This is a genomic window from Aurantiacibacter aquimixticola, from assembly GCF_003605475.1.
In the GTDB taxonomy this organism is placed as follows: domain Bacteria; phylum Pseudomonadota; class Alphaproteobacteria; order Sphingomonadales; family Sphingomonadaceae; genus Alteraurantiacibacter; species Alteraurantiacibacter aquimixticola_B.
Window position 1 is genome coordinate 1,631,305 of the sequence record NZ_RAHX01000001.1, and the last position, 16,381, is coordinate 1,647,685.

Genomic DNA, 16,381 nt, shown 5'->3' on the forward strand with positions numbered 1-16,381 from the left:
GTGCTGCGGACGGTCGGCCGCGGCGTTATGCCGCCCGCCGCCCGCCCAGCGCCGCTTCGCTTTCCGCCATGAGTTTGGCGATGATCTCGGCGGCGGGCTCCTCTTCCTTGACCATGCCGACGCTCTGTCCCGCCATCAGCGATCCGTTCTCGACATCGCCATCCACCACCGCGCGGCGCAAGGCGCCTGCCCAGTAATGTTCGATCTGCAACTGCGCCTCGGCCATCGCGATCTCTTCGCGATCGAGCACGCCTGCGACTTCGCGCTGCTTGGCGGTAAATTCCTCCGTGCCCTTGTTCTTCAGCGCGCGCACGGGGATGACCGGGAGCCGCGCGTCGACCTGCACGCTGGCCACGGCATCACGGGCATTGGCGCGGAAGAACGCCTTCTTGAAATCGGGATGGGCTATACTTTCGGTGGCGCAGGCAAAGCGCGTGCCGAGTTGGACACCCGAAGCGCCCATCTCCAGATAGCCGGCCATCGCCTCGCCACGGCCGATGCCGCCCGCGACGAAGACGACATGCTCCTCGCTGAGAGCGGGCAGGAATTCCTGCGCAAGCACACTGGTGGACACCGGGCCGATATGGCCGCCCGCTTCCATGCCCTCGATCACCAGAGCATCCGCGCCGGAACGCAGAAGCTTCTTCGCCAAAGCCAAAGTCGGCGCGAAGACGATGACCTTGGCCCCGGCCGCCTTGATAGCCTCGACGCTACCCTTCGGCGGAATACCTCCGGCGAGCACGACATGGCCGACGTCATGCCCGGCACATACCGCGATCAGATCAGGAAGGTCGGGATGCATGGTGATAAGGTTTACCCCGAAGGGCTTGTCGGTCATCGCCTTGGTGGCAGCGATTTCGGCATCGAGCAGGTCGGGCGTCATCGCGCCGCAAGCAATCACGCCGAAGCCGCCACCATTGCTGATGGCCGAGACCAGATTACGCTCGGATACCCAGCTCATCGCGCCGCACATGATGGCGTATTCGGTGCCGAGAAATTCGCAGCCGCGCGCCATCAGCGCGCTCGTCTTTGGAAAGGCGTTCATGGCGGGAGCGGTTAGTCGCTGTCGCCGCGATATTCAATTCGCACGTTGCGCGCCGCCACGCTCGCCAGAGCGCGCGCGTCATCCGTGTCCTCGCCCATGGCGAGCGCCACGCCCATCCGGCGATAAGGTCGCGTAATCGGCTTGCCGAAAATGCGAAGATCAACATTTGGCGAGAGAGCGAGCGCCTTGGCCAAGCCGTCGAAGGCGAAGTCGTCGCTATCCCGGTCGGCCAAGATAACGGCGGAGGCCGCTGGAATGGATGGCTCATCGCCGAAGATCGGAAGGCCCATGACGGCGCGCGCGTGCAGATCGAATTCTGACAGGTTCTGGGAGATCAGCGTAACCATGCCTGTATCGTGCGGGCGCGGGCTGAGTTCCGAGAAGACTACCTCGTCGCCGCGCACGAAGAACTCTACACCATAAAGGCCCCAGCCTCGCCCCTCGCCCTCCAGCGCCATGACCACCTTTTCAGCCATCGCACGCGCCTGCTCGAGCGCCGCCTCGCTCATCGCGGCAGGCTGCCAGCTTTCCTGATAGTCGCCGCGCTCCTGCCGATGCGCGATGGGATCGCAGAAACTGATACCGTCGCGGTGGCGGATGGTAAGCAGCGTGATCTCGTAATCGAAGGCGATGAATTCCTCGACGATCACGCGCTGACGGTCGCCGCGCATGTTCGCCGTCGCGTGATCCCATGCGGCGCGCAGATTGCCCTCGCTCTCGACCTTGCTCTGCCCCTTGCCGGACGAAGACATCACCGGCTTGATGACGCAGGGCAGGCCTATATGCCCGGCTGCTGCCTCGACGTCCTCGAAACTCTCCGCATAGCTATAGCGCGAAGTGGTCAGGCCCAGCTCGCCCGCCGCCAGATCGCGAATGGCGTCGCGGTTCATCGTCATCATCGTGGCTCGCGCGGAGGGCACGACATTGAAACCGTCCGCTTCCAACTCAGCCAGCACTTCCGTCCGGATCGCCTCGATCTCCGGCACGATCAGGTCGGGTCGATGCTTCTGCGTGACCGCGCGCAGCGCCTCGCCATCGAGCATCGAGAACACTTCGCGGCCGTCCGCCAGCTGCATGGCAGGCGCATCGTCATAGGCATCGCAGGCGATGACTTTGGCGCCCAGCCGCTTGGCCGATATTACAAATTCGCGTCCCAACTCGCCGGAGCCAAGAAGAAGGATCGTCGCCGTATGGCTCAAGTCGCCGGCTCTTCGGCGTCGAGTCCATATGCGGTGTGCAGCACGCGCACGGCCAGTTCGGTCTCGTCCTCGTCGATCAAAACGCTGACCTTGATCTCCGACGTGCTGATCGCCTGCACGTTGATGCCGCGCTCGGCGAGCGCCTTGAACATGGTCGCGGCAACGCCCGCATGGCTCTTCATGCCCATGCCGACGACGCTGATCTTGGCGACCTTGCTGTCGGTGATGACCCGACCGAAGCCGAGCGCATCCTGCTTGTCCTCAAGCATCGCCTGCGCGCGCGCCAGCTCGTTCTGCGGCACGGTGAAGGTGACGTCGGTCTCGCCCTTGTCGCGGCCGACATTCTGGATGATCATGTCCACATTGATGCCAGCCTCGCCCAGTGGGGCGAAGATCTCTGCAACCGCGCCGGGCTTGTCGGGCACGCGGGTAAGCACCACGCGCGCCTCGTTCTTGTCATGGGCGATGCCGGTGACGGATTGGCGTTCCACTTTGCCTTCCTCCAGTAATTTGCCCATCTCCAGTTCGGAGACGATCATCGTGCCGGGCAGGGTATCGGCGGGCGGTGAGCCGTCCTCCACAAAAGACGACAGGACCTGTACGCGTACCTCGTTCTTCATCGCCAGGCTGACGGAGCGGGTCTGCAGCACTTTCGCGCCGACGCTGGCGAGCTCCAGCATTTCCTCGAAAGCGATATATTTGATCTTCCGGGCGCGCGCGACGATGCGCGGATCGGTGGTGTAGACGCCGTCCACATCGGTATAGATGTCGCAGCGATCCGCGCCGAGCGCCGCCGCCACAGCGACAGCCGACGTGTCCGATCCGCCGCGACCCATCGTCGTGATGCGGCTGTCTTCCGACACACCCTGGAAGCCCGGGATGATGGCGATTTCGCCTTCCTCCATGCTTTCCAGCAGACGATCGGCATAGATCTCGCCGACACGCGCATTGGAGTGGCTCGAGAAGGTCTTCACCGGCAACTGCCAACCGAGCCAGCTGCGCGCCTTGCTACCCATGCTTTGCAGTGTGAGCGCCAGGAGGCCCGCCGTTACCTGCTCCCCGCTTGCGACGACGACATCGTATTCGGCAGGATCGTAGAGCGGGTTCGCCTCGCGACAGAAGTTGACGAGCCTGTCGGTCTCCCCTGCCATCGCGCTTACCACTACTGCGACCTGGTTGCCGCCTGCAGCCTGCGCGCGCACGATGTTGGCGACGCGGCGGATGCGCTCCGTGCCGGCCACCGAGGTGCCGCCGAATTTCATCACGATGCGCGCCACTACCGCCCCTTGTCGCTCTGGTTGGATGCCCCGCGCGCTGTTAGGGACGCAGCATGAGCGATGCAACTGTCACAGGTGAAACCGGTTCGGCCACGATCCGCGAGGGTGAGGCCGCCCATTTCGGCAAGCTGGCGCGCGAGTGGTGGGATCCGAAGGGCTCCTCGGCCATGCTCCACCGTCTCAACCCGGTTCGGCTGCGCTTCGTCCGTGACGCCATCGACACGCATTGGGGCGGCGATGTGGAGAGCGTCAGGCCGCTGGCGGGCAAGACCGCGCTCGATGTCGGTTGCGGCGCAGGGCTGCTGACCGAGCCACTGGCGCGCATGGGCGCGGAGGTGACGGGCGTCGATGCCGCGCCCGAGAACACGCAGGTTGCCGCGCTTCACGCCGACGGTGCCGGGCTCGATATCCGCTACATGCCGGGAGAGCTCGGGTCGCTCGGGCTTGGCCATTTCGACCTCGTCACCTGCATGGAGGTGCTTGAGCACGTTGCCGATAAGCAGGTCTTTGCCGCGCAGCTTTCCGCCCACCTTGCGCAGGGCGGGTTGATGGTGCTTTCCACCCCCAACCGCACGCTGGCGAGCCGCGCGCTGCTGGTGGAGGGTGCGGAGTGGCTCGGCGCGATACCCAGGGGGACGCATCACTGGGACGACTTCGTCACGCCGGAGGAGCTGGAGGAGCTGCTCGAAGCGGCGGGGCTTGAGGTGACGAGCACGCGCGGCATCGCGTGGTCGCCCGTGCAAGGGCTGCATCTGTCGGACGACATGAGCCTGAACTTCATCGTCACCGCTCGGCATCGGCAGGGCGGCGCGTAGCGCAGGGCGGCATCGCCGCGCGGTCGCGCCATTCGACAGCCATTCCGGGTTGATCGGCGAAGACACCATTCACCCCCACAGCCTGTAGCATCAGTAGAAGCTGCTCGGCGCAGCCATGGTCCGATGGCGCTTCGCCGCGTTGCAGCGATGGCGGCAGGAAGGCGTTCTCCCGCCGCAGGGTCCACGCATGCACCAGCAGCCCGGCGGACTGCGCGCGCTCGACGAAGCCGGTCGACGTGCCCTGCTCGCTCAGCACCAGCGTGATCGGCGCTCCGATGCCGTCGGCATAGCGGGCGATCTCGGTCATGCCGTCGATGCCGAGCATCTCGGGCCAGGTCAGATCCTGCCGGTCGAACGGACCGCCCGCCACATTGACGAGCTGGACTAGCGGCAGATCGGTCATCTCGTTGAGCCGCACCAGCACGCCGATCTCGAAACTCTGGATGAAGACCGGCGCGTCCTCTCCGCGATAGCCTGCCTCGTGCAGCTGCTCGACCAGCGTGGCGGCCACATCGAAGCCAAGTTCCTCGAAGTAGGTCGGGTGCTTGAGCTCGGGGTAGAGGCCGATGGGCCGCCCGCTCTGCTCCTCAGACGCCTGCACAAGCTGGATCACCTCCGCCAGCGTCGGCACTTCGTAGAGGCCGTCATAGGCGGTGTTGGCGGGCCGGATCTCGGGCAGGCGCTCGCGGGCGCGCAGCGTGCGCAGCTCGGCGAGCGTGAAGTCCTCGGTGAACCAGCCGGTCACCTCCTCGCCATCGACCACCTTCGTGGTGCGGCGTTCGGCGAACTCCGGCCGGTCGGCGACATCGGTGGTGCCACCGATGGCGTTCTCGTGCCGCGCGACGAGCACGCCGTCCGCCGTCGGGACGAGGTCCGGCTCGATGTAGTCCGCACCCTGCGCGATGGCGAGGTCGTAGGCGGCGAGCGTGTGTTCGGGGCGCTCTCCAGAAGCGCCGCGATGGGCGATCACGATCATCTCGTCCTCCTGCGATTGCTGCGCCATGGCCGGAAGCGATGCTGCGCAGCAAAGCGTTGCAATCGCGAGCAAACCCGCTCTCAGCACAGCGCGTTCTCCCACTCGCTTTGCGTGAAGCCGACCAGCACGTGGCTGTCGCCCTCGCGCTCCATCACCGGGCGCTTGATGAGGCTGGTATGCTCCTCCATCAGCGCAAGCGCCTTTTCGCGATCGACGTCCTCCTTCTGCGCGTCCTCGAGCTTGCGCCACGTCGTCCCGCGCCGGTTGAGCAGCACTTCCCAGCCGCAGCGGTCGGCCCAGTGGGAGAGCGTATCGGGCTCCACCCCTTCCTTCTTGAAGTCGTGGAAGGTGTAACCCAGCCCCCGCCCATCCAGCCATTTGCGCGCCTTGCGCACGCTTTCGCAATTGGGGATGCCGTAGAGGTGGATGGTCATGCGAGAGCGTCCTTTGTTGGCTTAGGGGTGTGACAAGTGGAACAGTGTCCTGGAGCAAAATGCGCAAGCTGTAACCCTGGGCCGCAAAAGTGAGACTTTTGTGACTCAATGTGTGACCTTCCAGCGAAAAGTGTGACCTTTCGCCCGCCGGAGTGTGACCTTTCAGGCGGCCAGAACTGGCACCTTTTGGACCGGCAAGTGTCACCCATTTGCGCCGGGATTGTCACCCTGTTTGCCCATGCCTTCATGTCGCCCTGCTGGCACATGGCACGCTTGTAGGACAGAGCTCGCGCTCCTCCGATATAGGGGGTCAGCGGGCAGAGGCGACTGCCCGCTGTCCGCTGCCGATATCAGTCGAGATCGAAATCGACGATGCGCCCGTCGTCGCGGAACACGCACTCGAACTCGTCGCGGTCGCGATTGCGGTTGTCGATCCGTCCGCGCACGCGAACGACGTCGCGGCGTTCCTCCACATCGCGGATGGCGACGCGGCCATAGCGCGAGGCTTCGCGCCCGCAGGCCTGCACCGCCGCGCGTTCGAAACGCGAGAGATTGCGATCATAGCCATAGCTGTCGTCGCCGCCGAAAATGCCGCCCAGCAGGCCGCCCAGCGGATCGGTGCCGATGGCGGTGCAGCCCGAAAGCAGGGCACCGGTCAGGATGGCGGGGATGATTGTCTTGCGCATGCGTGTCTCCTCTTGAATGGACACGCCGAGCCCCGTGTCAGGTGATCCACCTACGCCTGCGGTAAAATCTTGTTCCGATTGCGGAAAACCCGCTCATCCGAGATTGGCGTCGGCAATGGCCACGGCAAGCGCATCGGCCGCATCGGCTCCGGCAAGATGCGCGCTTGGCAACAGCACTTTCAGCATGGCCTGGACCTGCGTCTTTTCCGCCCCGCCAGTGCCGACCACCGCCTTCTTTACCAGCCGCGCGGCATGCTCTCGCACCTCCAGCCCGGCAGCGCCGCACGCCGCGATCACCGCGCCTCTAGCCTGGGCAAGCTTGATGGTCGATTTCGGATTCTTGTTGGCGAAGATTTCCTCGCACGCCGCCCGGTCCGGGGCATGCTGGGCGATGACCGCGGCGATGGCGGCATAAAGGTGATCGAGCCGCGCCGCCATGGGCGCCTTGGCATCGGTCGGCACCTGCCCATTGGCGATGTGCGACATGCGATTGCCCTCCACGCGGATCACGCCCCAGCCGGTGCAGGAAAGCGAGGGATCGAGGCCGAGTATTATCATTATACTCCCCCGGCGGGGGAGGGGGACCATCCGCAGGATGGGGGCGGGGCACGGTCGACCGGTCGGAGGGTGCTACTCCACCACTGCGTGGTCCCCCTCCCCGTTTCGGGGAGGATCCGGATCATCACCCCTCCACCTTCTCCATCACCTCGTCGGAAATGTCATAATTGCCCCACACGGTCTGCACGTCGTCATCGTCGTCGAGTACGTCGATGAGCTTGAGCAGCGTGCTGGCATTCTTCTCGTCCATGTCGACGGTAAGGTTCGGCTTCCACGCGAGCTTCACCGTTTCGGCCTCGCCCAGCGCCTTTTCGAGGTCGCTGGCAACCTGATGCAGATCGTCCGCCGCGGTCCAGATCTCGTGGCCGTCATCGGTGGAAGTAATGTCCTCCGCCCCCGCTTCGAGCGCGGCCTCCAGAACCTTTTCCTCGTCTCCCGCGCTGGCGGGATAAAGGATGAAACCCAGCCGCTCGAAGCCGTGGACGACGCTGCCTTCGGTGCCGAGATTGCCGCCATGCTTGCTGAACGCGGTGCGCACGGCAGTCGCGGTGCGATTGCGATTGTCGGTCAGCGTCTCGACGATGATCGCGCTGCCGCCGGGGCCATAGCCTTCGTAGCGGACTTCTTCGTAATTCTCGTCATCCCCAGCGCTCGCCTTGTCGATGGCGCGCTGGATATTGTCTTTCGGCATGGACTGCGCCTTCGCCGTGTTGACCGCAAGACGCAGGCGCGGGTTCATATCGGGATCGGGCGTGCCCATCTTCGCCGCAACGGTGATCTCGCGGCTGAGCTTGGAAAACAGGTTGGACCGTTTCTTGTCCTGCGCACCCTTGCGATGCATGATGTTCTTGAATTTGGAATGGCCTGCCATGGGATCGCTCTATCGGTGGATCGGAATGGCCCCGCCGATAACGCAGGATTTGGCTCGCGGCTAGACCTTCACCGCCGTCCCGCTAGCCGACACCATCAGCATGGAACCCGTATCCCCGATCACCTCGTAATCGAGATCGATGCCGACCACGGCATTGCCGCCCAGCGCGGCCGCCTCCGCCTGCAATTCGGCGATGGCCTGCTCGCGCGCATCGCGCAGGATGCGTTCGTAACTGCCCGATCGACCGCCGACGATGTCGCGGATATTGGCGAAGAAGTCACGAAACAGGTTCGCACCGACGATCACTTCACCGGTGACGATGCCGAGATAGTCCTGGATCGGCTTGCCCTCGAGAGTGGGCGTGGTGGTGACGGTGACGCCGCGGGCGTCTTTCCATTCCTTGGGCATGGCGCGTTCTCCTATCTGCCTTTGCGGCCTTTTCCGAAGCTGCGAAAGAACCCGCCGATAAAGCCGAACATGGCCCCGATCTGCCAGGCGGGAACCTCCTTGCCGAACAGCATGTCGGAAAGGTTCGCGAAGACCTGCGGGAAGACGAGGCCTGCCAGCCAACCTGCTGCCGCGCCCATCACCATAAGAACGAGAGCGAGCAGGGCCGCGAGAAGCGGAACCATTAGTGCAGCGAAGAGAAAGCCAAGCGTTTTTTGCATGGTGTATTGCTAATCTACATCACCAGCGCGTTCAACCCATGCCGAGCGCGGCCTTGTACGTGTCGAGGATCATTTCCTGCTCGCTGCGGTCATTGGCGTCCATCTTCCTGAGGCGGATGATCTGGCGCATGATCTTGGTGTCGTAACCCACGGCCTTCGCTTCGGAATAGACATCGCGGATATCGTCGGCGATGCCCTTTTTCTCTTCCTCGAGGCGTTCGATACGTTCGATGAGGAGGCGCAGGCGGTCGTCGGTGGGTTGCGCTCCGCGCGCAGCTTCGCTGTCAGCCATTTTCATATTGCTCCGGTGATGATGCGAGAATCGGTTCGCCGCTGATTAGCCGCGCCGCCCGGGCGGGCAAAGTCGCTTTCCACAGGCCGGGAAAACTATCTGAGGTCCGGCGCATTCCGGGCGATGCTTGCCTGCATGCGTTCGACCTGTTCGGGCGATGCCTCGCTCTGCCGGGTGGCCTTCCATTCTTCCTGTCGCATGCCGTGGATCAGTTCGCGCGCCGCGGCCTTGTCGCCATCATATCCCGCATCGCGGATCCAGTCGGCCAAGCAGTTCCGGCAAAAGCCCGCCAGCCCCATCAGCTCGATGTTCTGCGCATCGTAGCGATGGCGAAGGTGCCGCACCAGCCGGCGGAATGCCGCGGCGGCCACCGCATCGGGAAGGTCGTCGAGAGTGTCGCGTTCGCTTTGCATACCAATGTGTCCTTGTCTTGCAGCACAGGCGCGGCATAAGCCCACCTCATGGCACATTCCAAACTCGAACCCCGGGGCCGCAAGGTCAAGATCCTCGCGACGACAGGCCCCTCCACCGCCGATCCCGACATGCTCCGACGGCTGTTCAAGGCAGGTGCCGACGCCTTTCGCGTCAATATGAGCCATGGCGAACATGCCGTTCACGCCAAGACCATCGCAAACATCCGCGCGCTGGAGCAGGAGTTCGGCCGCCCCATCGCCATCCTTGCCGATCTCCAGGGGCCGAAGCTGCGCGTGGGCGAGTTCAAGGATGGGCGCGCCACCGTGCCGCACGGTGCGCGCTTCACCTTCGATCGGTCGAGCGAGCCGGGCGATGCCACCCGCGTCGAACTGCCGCATCCCGAAATCTTCGACGTGGTCGAGGAAGGGCAGCGCCTGCTGGTAAACGACGGCAAGATGCGTTTCCGCGTCGTCTCGGCCAGCAAGGATGAAATCGCGTGCAAGGCCGAAGTCGGCGGCGTGATCTCGAACCGCAAGGGCGTGAACGTGCCCGATGCCGAAATCCCGATCCCCGCGCTGACCGAGAAGGACAAGCGCGATCTCGCCTTCGCGATGGAGCAGGGCGCGGACTGGATCGGCCTCAGCTTCGTGCAGCGGCCGGACGATCTTGCCGATGCGCGCAAGCTGATGGGCGGCAAGGGCGCGCTTTGCGCCAAGATCGAAAAGCCTTCAGCGGTGCGCCGCCTGCCCGAGATCATCGAGATGTCGGACGGCATCATGGTCGCGCGCGGCGATCTGGGCGTGGAGCTCAATCCCGAAGAGGTTCCGCCGCTGCAGAAGAAGATCGTCAACGCCACCCGACTGATGGGCAAGCCGGTGATCGTCGCCACGCAGATGCTCGAAAGCATGATCGAAAGCCCGGCGCCCACCCGCGCCGAAGTCTCCGATGTTGCCAATGCCGTCTATGACGGTGCCGACGCCGTCATGCTCAGCGCCGAGACAGCAGCGGGCGACTGGCCGGAAGAGGCGGTCATCATGATGGCCAGCATCGCCCGGCAGGTGGAAGCGGATGAGGACTACACCGCGCGCGTGCGCATGCTCGAGACGCCGCCCGACGCCACCACGGCCGACGCGCTGGCGCATGCCTGCATGACCATCGGCGATACGGTGAAGCTGAGCGCCATCACGGTCTTCACCTTCTCCGGCAGCAGCGCCCGGCGCGTGGCGCGCGAGCGGCCGGCCGTGCCGGTAATGGCGCTGACGCCCAGCATGGAAGTCGCGCGCCGCGTCGCGCTGTTATGGGGCGCGCACCCTGTCGCGACCAAGGATATCGGAAGCTTCGAGGAGATGGTGGCCAAGGGCAAGCGGATGGCGCTGCGTCACGGTTTCGGAGGATCGGGCAGCCGCCTTGCCGTGATGGCGGGCGTGCCCTTCGGTCAGTCCGGCGCCACCAATCTCGTCCACGTCGTCACCGTGCAGGGCGACGAGCTCGAACGGCACGAAAGCGAGAATTGAGCCGGGCTAGAGCCGTTCGCCATCCGGCAGGTCGGCAGACCAGCAATCCTCCAGCGATTCCAGCGTGCCCTCCACCCAATTGGCGAGCGGCGAGCCGACATTGGAGGTAAAGCGGATGTCGGAGGAGATGCGGCTGTCGTAATGGGCGCTGGCGGTCAGTTCGTACTGTACGCCGTCCATGGTGATGACATAGGAGCCGTCTGGCCGCACCGGAATGCCCGGTACATAAACGCGCGGCGGCGCGATCTGCGTCGCGGCGACAATCGCATTGCGGGCTTTCGGGCAGCGCACCGTGTCGGTCCATTCGATGGCCGTCGCGCCTTGCCCTTCCACCGCCTTGCGCATCCAGAAATGCGGGCGCGCATCGTCCGTCCGCAGCTCGCCCACCTGCACGCGCAGCGTGTCAGGTTCTTCCGCCGCGCGGCGCGAAAAGGTAAGAAACGGGCCGCCTTCCTGCGGGGCGGCAAGCATCGACAGGGTGGCGAAAAGCGTCAGCATGGACGCCTGTATAGAACGCATCGCGCGCGCTGGCGAGCCAGACGACCTATCGGAAGGAAAATGGAGCGGGCGAGGCGATTCGAACGCCCGACCCCAACCTTGGCAAGGTTGTGCTCTACCCCTGAGCTACGCCCGCTCACTGGCGCTCTTCCGACAGGCTCCTGCCGGATGGGGAGCGGCGCGATTAGCAGCGGTCTTGGCGGCTCGCAAGAGGAATCTCATGTCGGCGGACATGCTCCGCAATGCCCCTTCACAAACCGCATTAAAGCGCCACATTGCACTCCTGATCCAATCGCCACCAACAGGAGCACTACCTTGGCAAGCATGGGCCTCAATATCGACGAACAAAAAGCGGTCGACCGGTTCCGCAAGCAGGTGGTCGAGCCTAGCCAGACCAAGCTGGTGATCGTCGATTTCTGGGCCGAGTGGTGCGGGCCGTGCAAGGCGCTCACCCCGGTGCTGGAAAAGGTTGCCGCCGAATATGCGGACAAGGGCGTCGTGCTGGCGAAGATCGACGTCGATTCCGAAAAGTTCATCGCCAGCCAATTCCAGGTGCAATCCATCCCCACCGTCTATGCGATGTTCCAGGGGCAGCCGGTGGCCGACCTGACGCCCGCGCGCACCGAATCGCAATTGAAGGCCGCGCTCGACGAATTGCTCAAGCAGCTGCCGATCCAGCCCGGCGTGGATGGCGGCGCCGATGATCCGGCCGCGCAGATGGAAGCGCAGGTCGGCGAGGTCATCGCTATGGGCGAGCAGCTGCTGGCTAGCGGCGATAACGACAAGGCGGTCGAGCTTTTCCAGCAGATCAGCCAGAACGCCCCGCCTGCCATCGCTCACAAGCCCGAAGTGCAGTCCGGCCTGATCCGCGCGTTGATCGCTGCAGGCCGCGCCGACGAAGCGAAGGCCACGTATGACACGCTGCCGGACGATGTGAAAGCCGATCCGCTTGTGGCGCAGGCGCACAGCGCTCTCGAACTGGCGGGCAGTCAGGTGGATGCGGGCGAATTGCAGAGCCTGCGCGCCGCCGCGGCAGAGCGCCCCGCCGACACCGATGCGCAGCTGGCCTATGCCGAGGCAGCTTTCGCAGCGGGCGAGCGGGACGAGGCCGCCGACGTGCTGCTACGCTCCGTCAAGGGGCATGAGGGCGAGGAGGAGAGCCCTGCCAAGGCAAAGCTGCTGCAGATGTTCGAGGCGGTCGGCATGGAAGACCCGTGGGTGGCCGCGCAGCGCCGCAAGCTCAGCTTGATCCTGTTCGGATGAGCACCAAACGTCTCACCATATTCCCGCTGACGGGCGCGATCCTGTTTCCTGGCCTGCAGCTGCCGCTGCATATTTTCGAGCCGCGCTACCGCGCGATGGTTGGGGACGCGCTCGCCCGCGATCGCCGGATCGCCATGATCCAGCCGACCGAGCCGGTGGACGGCGCGCCGCTCTACCAGATCGGCTGCGTCGGCAAGATCGAGGATGTCGAGGCGAATGAGGACGGGCGCTACAACATCATCCTGCAGGGCGAGGCACGCTATCGCATCAAGCGCGAGCTGGAAGTCGCAACGCCCTTCCGCCAGGTCGAAGCCGAGCTGATCGCGGAGCCGGAAGAGGAGTATCTCTCCCTCGGCGAACGCGCCAGCTTCGAACACGAAGCGCGCAAATTCGCCGACAGCCAGGGCTATGCCATTGACTGGGATTCGGTCGCGCAGCTCGACGATTTGACATTGATCAACGGCGTCAGCCAGATCGCGCCATTCGACGCGGCGGCAAAGCAGGCACTCCTGGAAGCGCCGAACCTGCGCGAACGCTGCGACATCCTGGTCAGCCTGCTGGAATTCTTCGGCAAGGGCGACCCCGATGAAGGCACGGTGACGCTGCAGTAGTTTGGATAATCTGTCTCGTGCGAGCGCCTCCGCGCTCGCGTCCTCGGTGCTATTCCCTCCGCTTCGCTGCGGGGCACCTGCGGTCGGGCAGTTCGCCCTCTGTCGGGCGCTGGTCGCGCCCGATTTCAGCGCAAGGTCGCAGAAGCTCGGCGGAGCTCCGAGCGAAGCGAGGCAAGGGCGAACGCCCGCCCGCAGCGGGCGCAGCTCGCTGCGCATCTAGCGAGGACGATCCGACGGATGCCGGATCGCAACAAACAAACTCTAAATCCCGAAACTTCCCCGCAGCCCGTCGATCACATATTGCGCGGCGAGCGCGGCCAGCAGGACGCCGAGCAGACGGGTGATCACTGCTTCCACGCGGTCTCCCAGCAGGCGGATCAGCGGTCCGGCGGCGATCAGGGCGAGCATGGTCAGCACCAGCACTGCGACCAGCGCGCCAAGCACCACGAGAGATTCCTCCAGCCCCTCCGCCTCGTTCTGCAGCAGCATGATGGCGGCGATGGCGCCGGGGCCGGCCAACATGGGCATGGCCATGGGGAACACGGAGACGTCCTCCACCTCCGGACTGGCGGCGACCTTCTCGGCGCGTTCTTCGCGGCGCTGGGTGCGTTTCTCGAACACCATTTCCCAGGCGATCCAGAACAGCATCAGCCCACCCGCAATGCGGAAGGCGTCGAGCTCGATATGCAGCGCGCCCAGCAAATCCTGCCCGAACAGCGCGAAGACGAGCAGGATGACAAGCGCGATCACGCAGGCGCGGATCGCCATGATGCGCGCCTGCGCCGCGCTCGCCCCCTTGGTAAGCCCGGCATAGATCGGCGCGCAACCGGGCGGATCGATCACCACGAATAGAGTGATGAAGGCGGAGAGAAAGAGCTCGGTCACGGACTACCCCGCAAGCGGTGGAGCGGCGAAATTTACGGCATCCTGCCACTCGCCACCGCGATACCATTGGACATTTACGCTGCGCACGCCCTGGTCCGTATGGTACCAGGTCCAGGCGAGGGTCTTGTCGTCGGACATCGCAGTTTCCTGCCGCGCACCGTCGACAATTCGCAAAGGCGGCAGCGGGATAATTTCGCCGCGCCTTGGGCAATCGGCGATACGCCCCTGAACCGAGCGCAGCCCTTCGACCACGATCGCGTCATCGGGTGCTTCGCCCTCCGGGTCGCGAACGGGCTGCGGATTGTCCGGTGCGCCCAAATCGTAAGTGTATTTGTAGCTGCCATCGCGCTGCAGCGCCCAAGCGCTGACATAGCTGCCGACAAGCCCTTCCGTGTCCTCGAACCGGCCGAAGCTGATCGCCAGCGTACCGTCGCAGCTGCTCCACACCGTATTGGGCGCCCATTCTACAGCTTCAGACGGATCGTCCATTCCGCTGAGGAAAGATGTCACCGGCACGGGGCCATTGCGCCCATGCAGCACGGCACCAGGCGCGGCGTAGCGGCGAAAGGCCGTCCACTGGCCGTCTTCCTGCGCGGCTCGTGCGAAAGCGAAGTCGGCGGCGGCAACCTTGCCCGGATCGCCGATGCTGCCTGCCCGCTCCAGCACGCGCTCGGCCATGTTCGCCTGCCGCGCGCGCTGTTGCTGCTGCGGCGATGCGCAGGCCGAAAGCAGCGCGCCGAGCGCCACGGTTGCGATAAGGAATCTGCCAGTCATGACCGGCCCCTGCGTCAGCCGCGCGGCTTTGTCAAAAAGATGCAGGACCGCCCGCGCTGTCAGGCGACTTCGACCAATATCCTCATGATGATGTTGAGGCCGATGATCAGGACGATCGGCGAAAAATCGATTGCGCCAGTATTCGGCATGATCCGCCGGATGGGCCCGAGCACAGGTTCCAGCAGGGCGTTGATGGATCGGTAGATCTGCTCGAGAAATTCGTTCCGGTTCACCACGTTGAAGGCGAAGAGCAGCCCGATGATGAACTGGATGATCACCAGCATGATGATCACATTGGCGATCATCCCGATGATATCGATCAGTGCGTTCAAGGTCTTCTCCGTCCGTAATGTCCCGCGGGCAATCTAGGCATTGCAGCGTGCGTTCTCAAGCCGTGCTGACAAGTGTTCCCGCACCGCGACTGGTGAAGAATTCCAGCAGCATGGCGTGCGGCACGCGCCCGTCCAGCACAACCGCTGCCTCGCACCCGGCTTCCACTGCATCGACACAGGTCTGCAGCTTTGGAATCATGCCACCGCTGATCGTTCCGTCCGCGCGCAGGCGGGCGATATCCGCCGGGGTGAGATCGGACATAAGCTGGCCGTCCTTGCCCAGCACGCCTTCCACATCCGTCAGCAGGAACAGCCGCGCCGCGCCGAGCGCCGCCGCGAGCGCGCCCGCCATCGTGTCGGCATTGATATTGTAAGTCTGCCCCGCTCCGTCGCTGGCGATGGGCGCGACGATGGGGATCATGCCCGCCTGGCTCGCGGTTTCGAGGATGGTCGTGTCGACCACTTCCGGCTCCCCCACGAAACCGAGATCGACCATTTCCTCCACCTGGCTGTCGGGATTCTTGCGCGTGCGGCTGACCTTGGCTGCGCGCACCATGCGCCCGTCCTTGCCCGATAAGCCGATGGCCTTGCCGCCCGCCTGATCGATCCAGCCGACCAGTTCCTTGTTGATGCCGCCCGACAGAACCATTTCGGCGACTTCCGCAGTGGCCTTGTCGGTCACGCGCAGGCCGTCCACGAAGGTGCTTTCCACACCGAGCCGCTTCAACATCGCGCCGATCTGCGGTCCGCCACCATGAACGACGACCGGATTGATGCCGACCGCCTTCAGCAGCACGATATCCTCTGCGAAATCGCGCGCGGCCTCGGCATCGCCCATCGCATGGCCGCCATATTTCACCACGAAACTGCGCCCGGCATAGCGCTGGAAGTAAGGAAGGGCCTCGATCAGCGTTTCCGCCTTGGCGAGCATGGTTTCGTGCGTTTCGTCGGTCATCGCTGCGGGCGTTACCGCGTGGGCGCTTGCCGTGCCAGCGAGAATGCGCGCAGCTATGGCGCCTCCTGCTTTACGCTCCGGTAACCACATGCGTGGTAAATGAATGTTAATGCTGCGAAGTGTGATCTGTATTGCGGCAGGTATTGGGGGAAATCGAATGGCCGATCATAAGGATTTCGGCAAACAGCCGACCGACCGTCGCAAGGGCGAACGGCGGGTGAAGGAAGGCGATATCGACTTCGACGATCGCCGCGCGGGTGAGCGGCGCAGCGGTGACGATCGGCGCGGCAGCCCGCGCATCGTTGCCGATTAAT

General features: G+C 64.4%; 22 protein-coding genes and 1 tRNA gene. 5 read left to right on the forward strand and 18 right to left on the reverse strand.

What is annotated here, in order from left to right:
• Positions 1-25: 25 nt before the first annotated feature.
• The 3 genes from D6201_RS08145 to D6201_RS08155 are packed head-to-tail and all read right to left on the reverse strand — an operon-like array spanning position 26 to position 3,521.
• Positions 26-1,045: an NAD(P)H-dependent flavin oxidoreductase gene (locus tag D6201_RS08145; protein ID WP_120048335.1), complete on the reverse strand. Its 1,020-nt coding sequence runs from the start codon at positions 1,043-1,045 to the stop codon at positions 26-28.
• 11 nt (positions 1,046-1,056) lie between these two features.
• Positions 1,057-2,244, reverse strand: a complete 1,188-nt coding sequence (gene purT, locus D6201_RS08150; protein ID WP_120048336.1) for a formate-dependent phosphoribosylglycinamide formyltransferase — start codon at positions 2,242-2,244, stop codon at positions 1,057-1,059.
• Positions 2,241-3,521, reverse strand: a complete 1,281-nt coding sequence (locus D6201_RS08155; protein WP_120048337.1) for an aspartate kinase — start codon at positions 3,519-3,521, stop codon at positions 2,241-2,243. Before D6201_RS08155 ends, purT begins: the two co-directional genes overlap by 4 nt.
• Before the next feature lie 53 nt (positions 3,522-3,574).
• Between D6201_RS08155 and ubiG the strand changes: the two genes are divergently transcribed.
• The gene (ubiG, locus tag D6201_RS08160) at positions 3,575-4,336 is read left to right on the forward strand and encodes a bifunctional 2-polyprenyl-6-hydroxyphenol methylase/3-demethylubiquinol 3-O-methyltransferase UbiG (protein ID WP_120048338.1); all 762 of its coding nucleotides are present in this window, start codon (positions 3,575-3,577) and stop codon (positions 4,334-4,336) included.
• Here the strand turns inward: ubiG and D6201_RS08165 are convergent.
• From D6201_RS08165 to D6201_RS08205, 9 genes are all read right to left on the reverse strand, one after another.
• Positions 4,305-5,339 (reverse strand): glycerophosphodiester phosphodiesterase, encoded by a 1,035-nt coding sequence (locus D6201_RS08165; protein WP_120048339.1) that lies wholly within the window; start codon positions 5,337-5,339, stop codon positions 4,305-4,307. The genes ubiG and D6201_RS08165 overlap by 32 nt on opposite strands.
• Positions 5,340-5,392: 53 nt before the next feature.
• Positions 5,393-5,746 carry an arsenate reductase gene (locus D6201_RS08170; RefSeq protein WP_120048340.1) on the reverse strand — a complete coding sequence of 118 codons (354 nt, stop codon included), beginning with the start codon at positions 5,744-5,746 and terminating at the stop codon, positions 5,393-5,395.
• 350 nt (positions 5,747-6,096) lie between these two features.
• Complete coding sequence (locus D6201_RS08175; protein WP_120048341.1) at positions 6,097-6,432, reverse strand: hypothetical protein; 336 nt, start codon at positions 6,430-6,432, stop codon at positions 6,097-6,099.
• Positions 6,433-6,525: 93 nt separating this feature from the next.
• On the reverse strand, positions 6,526-6,990 hold the full coding sequence (gene ruvC, locus D6201_RS08180) for a crossover junction endodeoxyribonuclease RuvC (RefSeq protein WP_120048342.1): 465 nt from the start codon (positions 6,988-6,990) through the stop codon (positions 6,526-6,528).
• A 124-nt stretch (positions 6,991-7,114) separates the two neighbouring features.
• Entirely contained in the window at positions 7,115-7,861 is a 747-nt protein-coding gene (locus D6201_RS08185; protein WP_120048343.1) for a YebC/PmpR family DNA-binding transcriptional regulator, read from the reverse strand.
• 60 nt (positions 7,862-7,921) lie between these two features.
• Complete coding sequence (locus D6201_RS08190; protein ID WP_120048344.1) at positions 7,922-8,269, reverse strand: heavy metal-binding domain-containing protein; 348 nt, start codon at positions 8,267-8,269, stop codon at positions 7,922-7,924.
• Positions 8,270-8,280: 11 nt separating this feature from the next.
• Positions 8,281-8,493, reverse strand: coding sequence for a hypothetical protein (locus tag D6201_RS08195; RefSeq protein WP_133303976.1), 213 nt, complete (start codon positions 8,491-8,493; stop codon positions 8,281-8,283).
• 67 nt (positions 8,494-8,560) lie between these two features.
• A complete protein-coding gene (locus tag D6201_RS08200) occupies positions 8,561-8,821 on the reverse strand; it encodes a DUF2312 domain-containing protein (protein ID WP_120049299.1) in 261 nt (86 codons plus the stop codon).
• A 95-nt stretch (positions 8,822-8,916) separates the two neighbouring features.
• A complete protein-coding gene (locus D6201_RS08205) occupies positions 8,917-9,234 on the reverse strand; it encodes a DUF1244 domain-containing protein (RefSeq protein ID WP_120048346.1) in 318 nt (105 codons plus the stop codon).
• Positions 9,235-9,282: 48 nt separating this feature from the next.
• On the opposite strand from D6201_RS08205, the gene pyk reads away from it, so the two are divergent.
• Positions 9,283-10,749 carry a pyruvate kinase gene (gene pyk / locus D6201_RS08210; protein ID WP_120048347.1) on the forward strand — a complete coding sequence of 489 codons (1,467 nt, stop codon included), beginning with the start codon at positions 9,283-9,285 and terminating at the stop codon, positions 10,747-10,749.
• A 6-nt stretch (positions 10,750-10,755) separates the two neighbouring features.
• Here the strand turns inward: pyk and D6201_RS08215 are convergent, their stop codons facing one another.
• Together D6201_RS08215 and D6201_RS08220 are read right to left on the reverse strand one after the other, a co-directional pair.
• Positions 10,756-11,247, reverse strand: a complete 492-nt coding sequence (locus D6201_RS08215) for a hypothetical protein (RefSeq protein WP_120048348.1) — start codon at positions 11,245-11,247, stop codon at positions 10,756-10,758.
• A 61-nt stretch (positions 11,248-11,308) separates the two neighbouring features.
• Positions 11,309-11,383 (reverse strand) — tRNA-Gly (locus D6201_RS08220).
• 188 nt (positions 11,384-11,571) lie between these two features.
• Between D6201_RS08220 and D6201_RS08225 the strand changes: the two genes are divergently transcribed.
• Complete coding sequence (locus D6201_RS08225; protein ID WP_120048349.1) at positions 11,572-12,510, forward strand: tetratricopeptide repeat protein; 939 nt, start codon at positions 11,572-11,574, stop codon at positions 12,508-12,510.
• Positions 12,507-13,121: an LON peptidase substrate-binding domain-containing protein gene (locus D6201_RS08230; RefSeq protein WP_120048350.1), complete on the forward strand. Its 615-nt coding sequence runs from the start codon at positions 12,507-12,509 to the stop codon at positions 13,119-13,121. Before D6201_RS08225 ends, D6201_RS08230 begins: the two co-directional genes overlap by 4 nt.
• Positions 13,122-13,382: 261 nt before the next feature.
• Here the strand turns inward: D6201_RS08230 and D6201_RS08235 are convergent, their stop codons facing one another.
• The 4 genes from D6201_RS08235 to argB form a co-directional block, all read right to left on the reverse strand.
• The gene (locus D6201_RS08235; protein ID WP_120048351.1) at positions 13,383-14,006 is read right to left on the reverse strand and encodes a MarC family protein; all 624 of its coding nucleotides are present in this window, start codon (positions 14,004-14,006) and stop codon (positions 13,383-13,385) included.
• 3 nt (positions 14,007-14,009) lie between these two features.
• Positions 14,010-14,780: a hypothetical protein gene (locus tag D6201_RS08240; protein ID WP_120048352.1), complete on the reverse strand. Its 771-nt coding sequence runs from the start codon at positions 14,778-14,780 to the stop codon at positions 14,010-14,012.
• 59 nt (positions 14,781-14,839) lie between these two features.
• Positions 14,840-15,085, reverse strand: coding sequence for a YggT family protein (locus D6201_RS08245; protein WP_120049300.1), 246 nt, complete (start codon positions 15,083-15,085; stop codon positions 14,840-14,842).
• A gap of 82 nt (positions 15,086-15,167) precedes the next feature.
• Positions 15,168-16,067, reverse strand: coding sequence for an acetylglutamate kinase (gene argB, locus D6201_RS08250; protein WP_120048353.1), 900 nt, complete (start codon positions 16,065-16,067; stop codon positions 15,168-15,170).
• A gap of 157 nt (positions 16,068-16,224) precedes the next feature.
• On the opposite strand from argB, the gene D6201_RS12940 reads away from it, so the two are divergent.
• Complete coding sequence (locus tag D6201_RS12940; RefSeq protein WP_165853520.1) at positions 16,225-16,380, forward strand: hypothetical protein; 156 nt, start codon at positions 16,225-16,227, stop codon at positions 16,378-16,380.
• The last annotated feature ends 1 nt before the right edge of the window (position 16,381 follow it).

Bases quoted from the DNA above. Each gene is read 5' to 3' on its own strand.
- argB (WP_120048353.1), bottom strand. From the start codon at position 16,067: ATGACCGACGAAACGCACGAAACCATGCTCGCCAAGGCGGAAACGCTG.
- D6201_RS12940 (WP_165853520.1), top strand. From the start codon at position 16,225: ATGGCCGATCATAAGGATTTCGGCAAACAGCCGACCGACCGTCGCAAG.
- D6201_RS08170 (WP_120048340.1), bottom strand. From the start codon at position 5,746: ATGACCATCCACCTCTACGGCATCCCCAATTGCGAAAGCGTGCGCAAG.
- D6201_RS08195 (WP_133303976.1), bottom strand. From the start codon at position 8,493: ATGGTTCCGCTTCTCGCGGCCCTGCTCGCTCTCGTTCTTATGGTGATG.
- D6201_RS08215 (WP_120048348.1), bottom strand. From the start codon at position 11,247: ATGCTGACGCTTTTCGCCACCCTGTCGATGCTTGCCGCCCCGCAGGAA.
- pyk (WP_120048347.1), top strand. From the start codon at position 9,283: ATGGCACATTCCAAACTCGAACCCCGGGGCCGCAAGGTCAAGATCCTC.
- D6201_RS08185 (WP_120048343.1), bottom strand. From the start codon at position 7,861: ATGGCAGGCCATTCCAAATTCAAGAACATCATGCATCGCAAGGGTGCG.
- D6201_RS08240 (WP_120048352.1), bottom strand. From the start codon at position 14,780: ATGACTGGCAGATTCCTTATCGCAACCGTGGCGCTCGGCGCGCTGCTT.
- D6201_RS08165 (WP_120048339.1), bottom strand. From the start codon at position 5,339: ATGGCGCAGCAATCGCAGGAGGACGAGATGATCGTGATCGCCCATCGC.
- D6201_RS08200 (WP_120049299.1), bottom strand. From the start codon at position 8,821: ATGGCTGACAGCGAAGCTGCGCGCGGAGCGCAACCCACCGACGACCGC.
- D6201_RS08225 (WP_120048349.1), top strand. From the start codon at position 11,572: ATGGGCCTCAATATCGACGAACAAAAAGCGGTCGACCGGTTCCGCAAG.
- ruvC (WP_120048342.1), bottom strand. From the start codon at position 6,990: ATGATAATACTCGGCCTCGATCCCTCGCTTTCCTGCACCGGCTGGGGC.
- D6201_RS08205 (WP_120048346.1), bottom strand. From the start codon at position 9,234: ATGCAAAGCGAACGCGACACTCTCGACGACCTTCCCGATGCGGTGGCC.
- D6201_RS08190 (WP_120048344.1), bottom strand. From the start codon at position 8,269: ATGCCCAAGGAATGGAAAGACGCCCGCGGCGTCACCGTCACCACCACG.
- D6201_RS08145 (WP_120048335.1), bottom strand. From the start codon at position 1,045: ATGAACGCCTTTCCAAAGACGAGCGCGCTGATGGCGCGCGGCTGCGAA.
- D6201_RS08245 (WP_120049300.1), bottom strand. From the start codon at position 15,085: ATGATCGCCAATGTGATCATCATGCTGGTGATCATCCAGTTCATCATC.
- D6201_RS08230 (WP_120048350.1), top strand. From the start codon at position 12,507: ATGAGCACCAAACGTCTCACCATATTCCCGCTGACGGGCGCGATCCTG.
- ubiG (WP_120048338.1), top strand. From the start codon at position 3,575: ATGAGCGATGCAACTGTCACAGGTGAAACCGGTTCGGCCACGATCCGC.
- D6201_RS08175 (WP_120048341.1), bottom strand. From the start codon at position 6,432: ATGCGCAAGACAATCATCCCCGCCATCCTGACCGGTGCCCTGCTTTCG.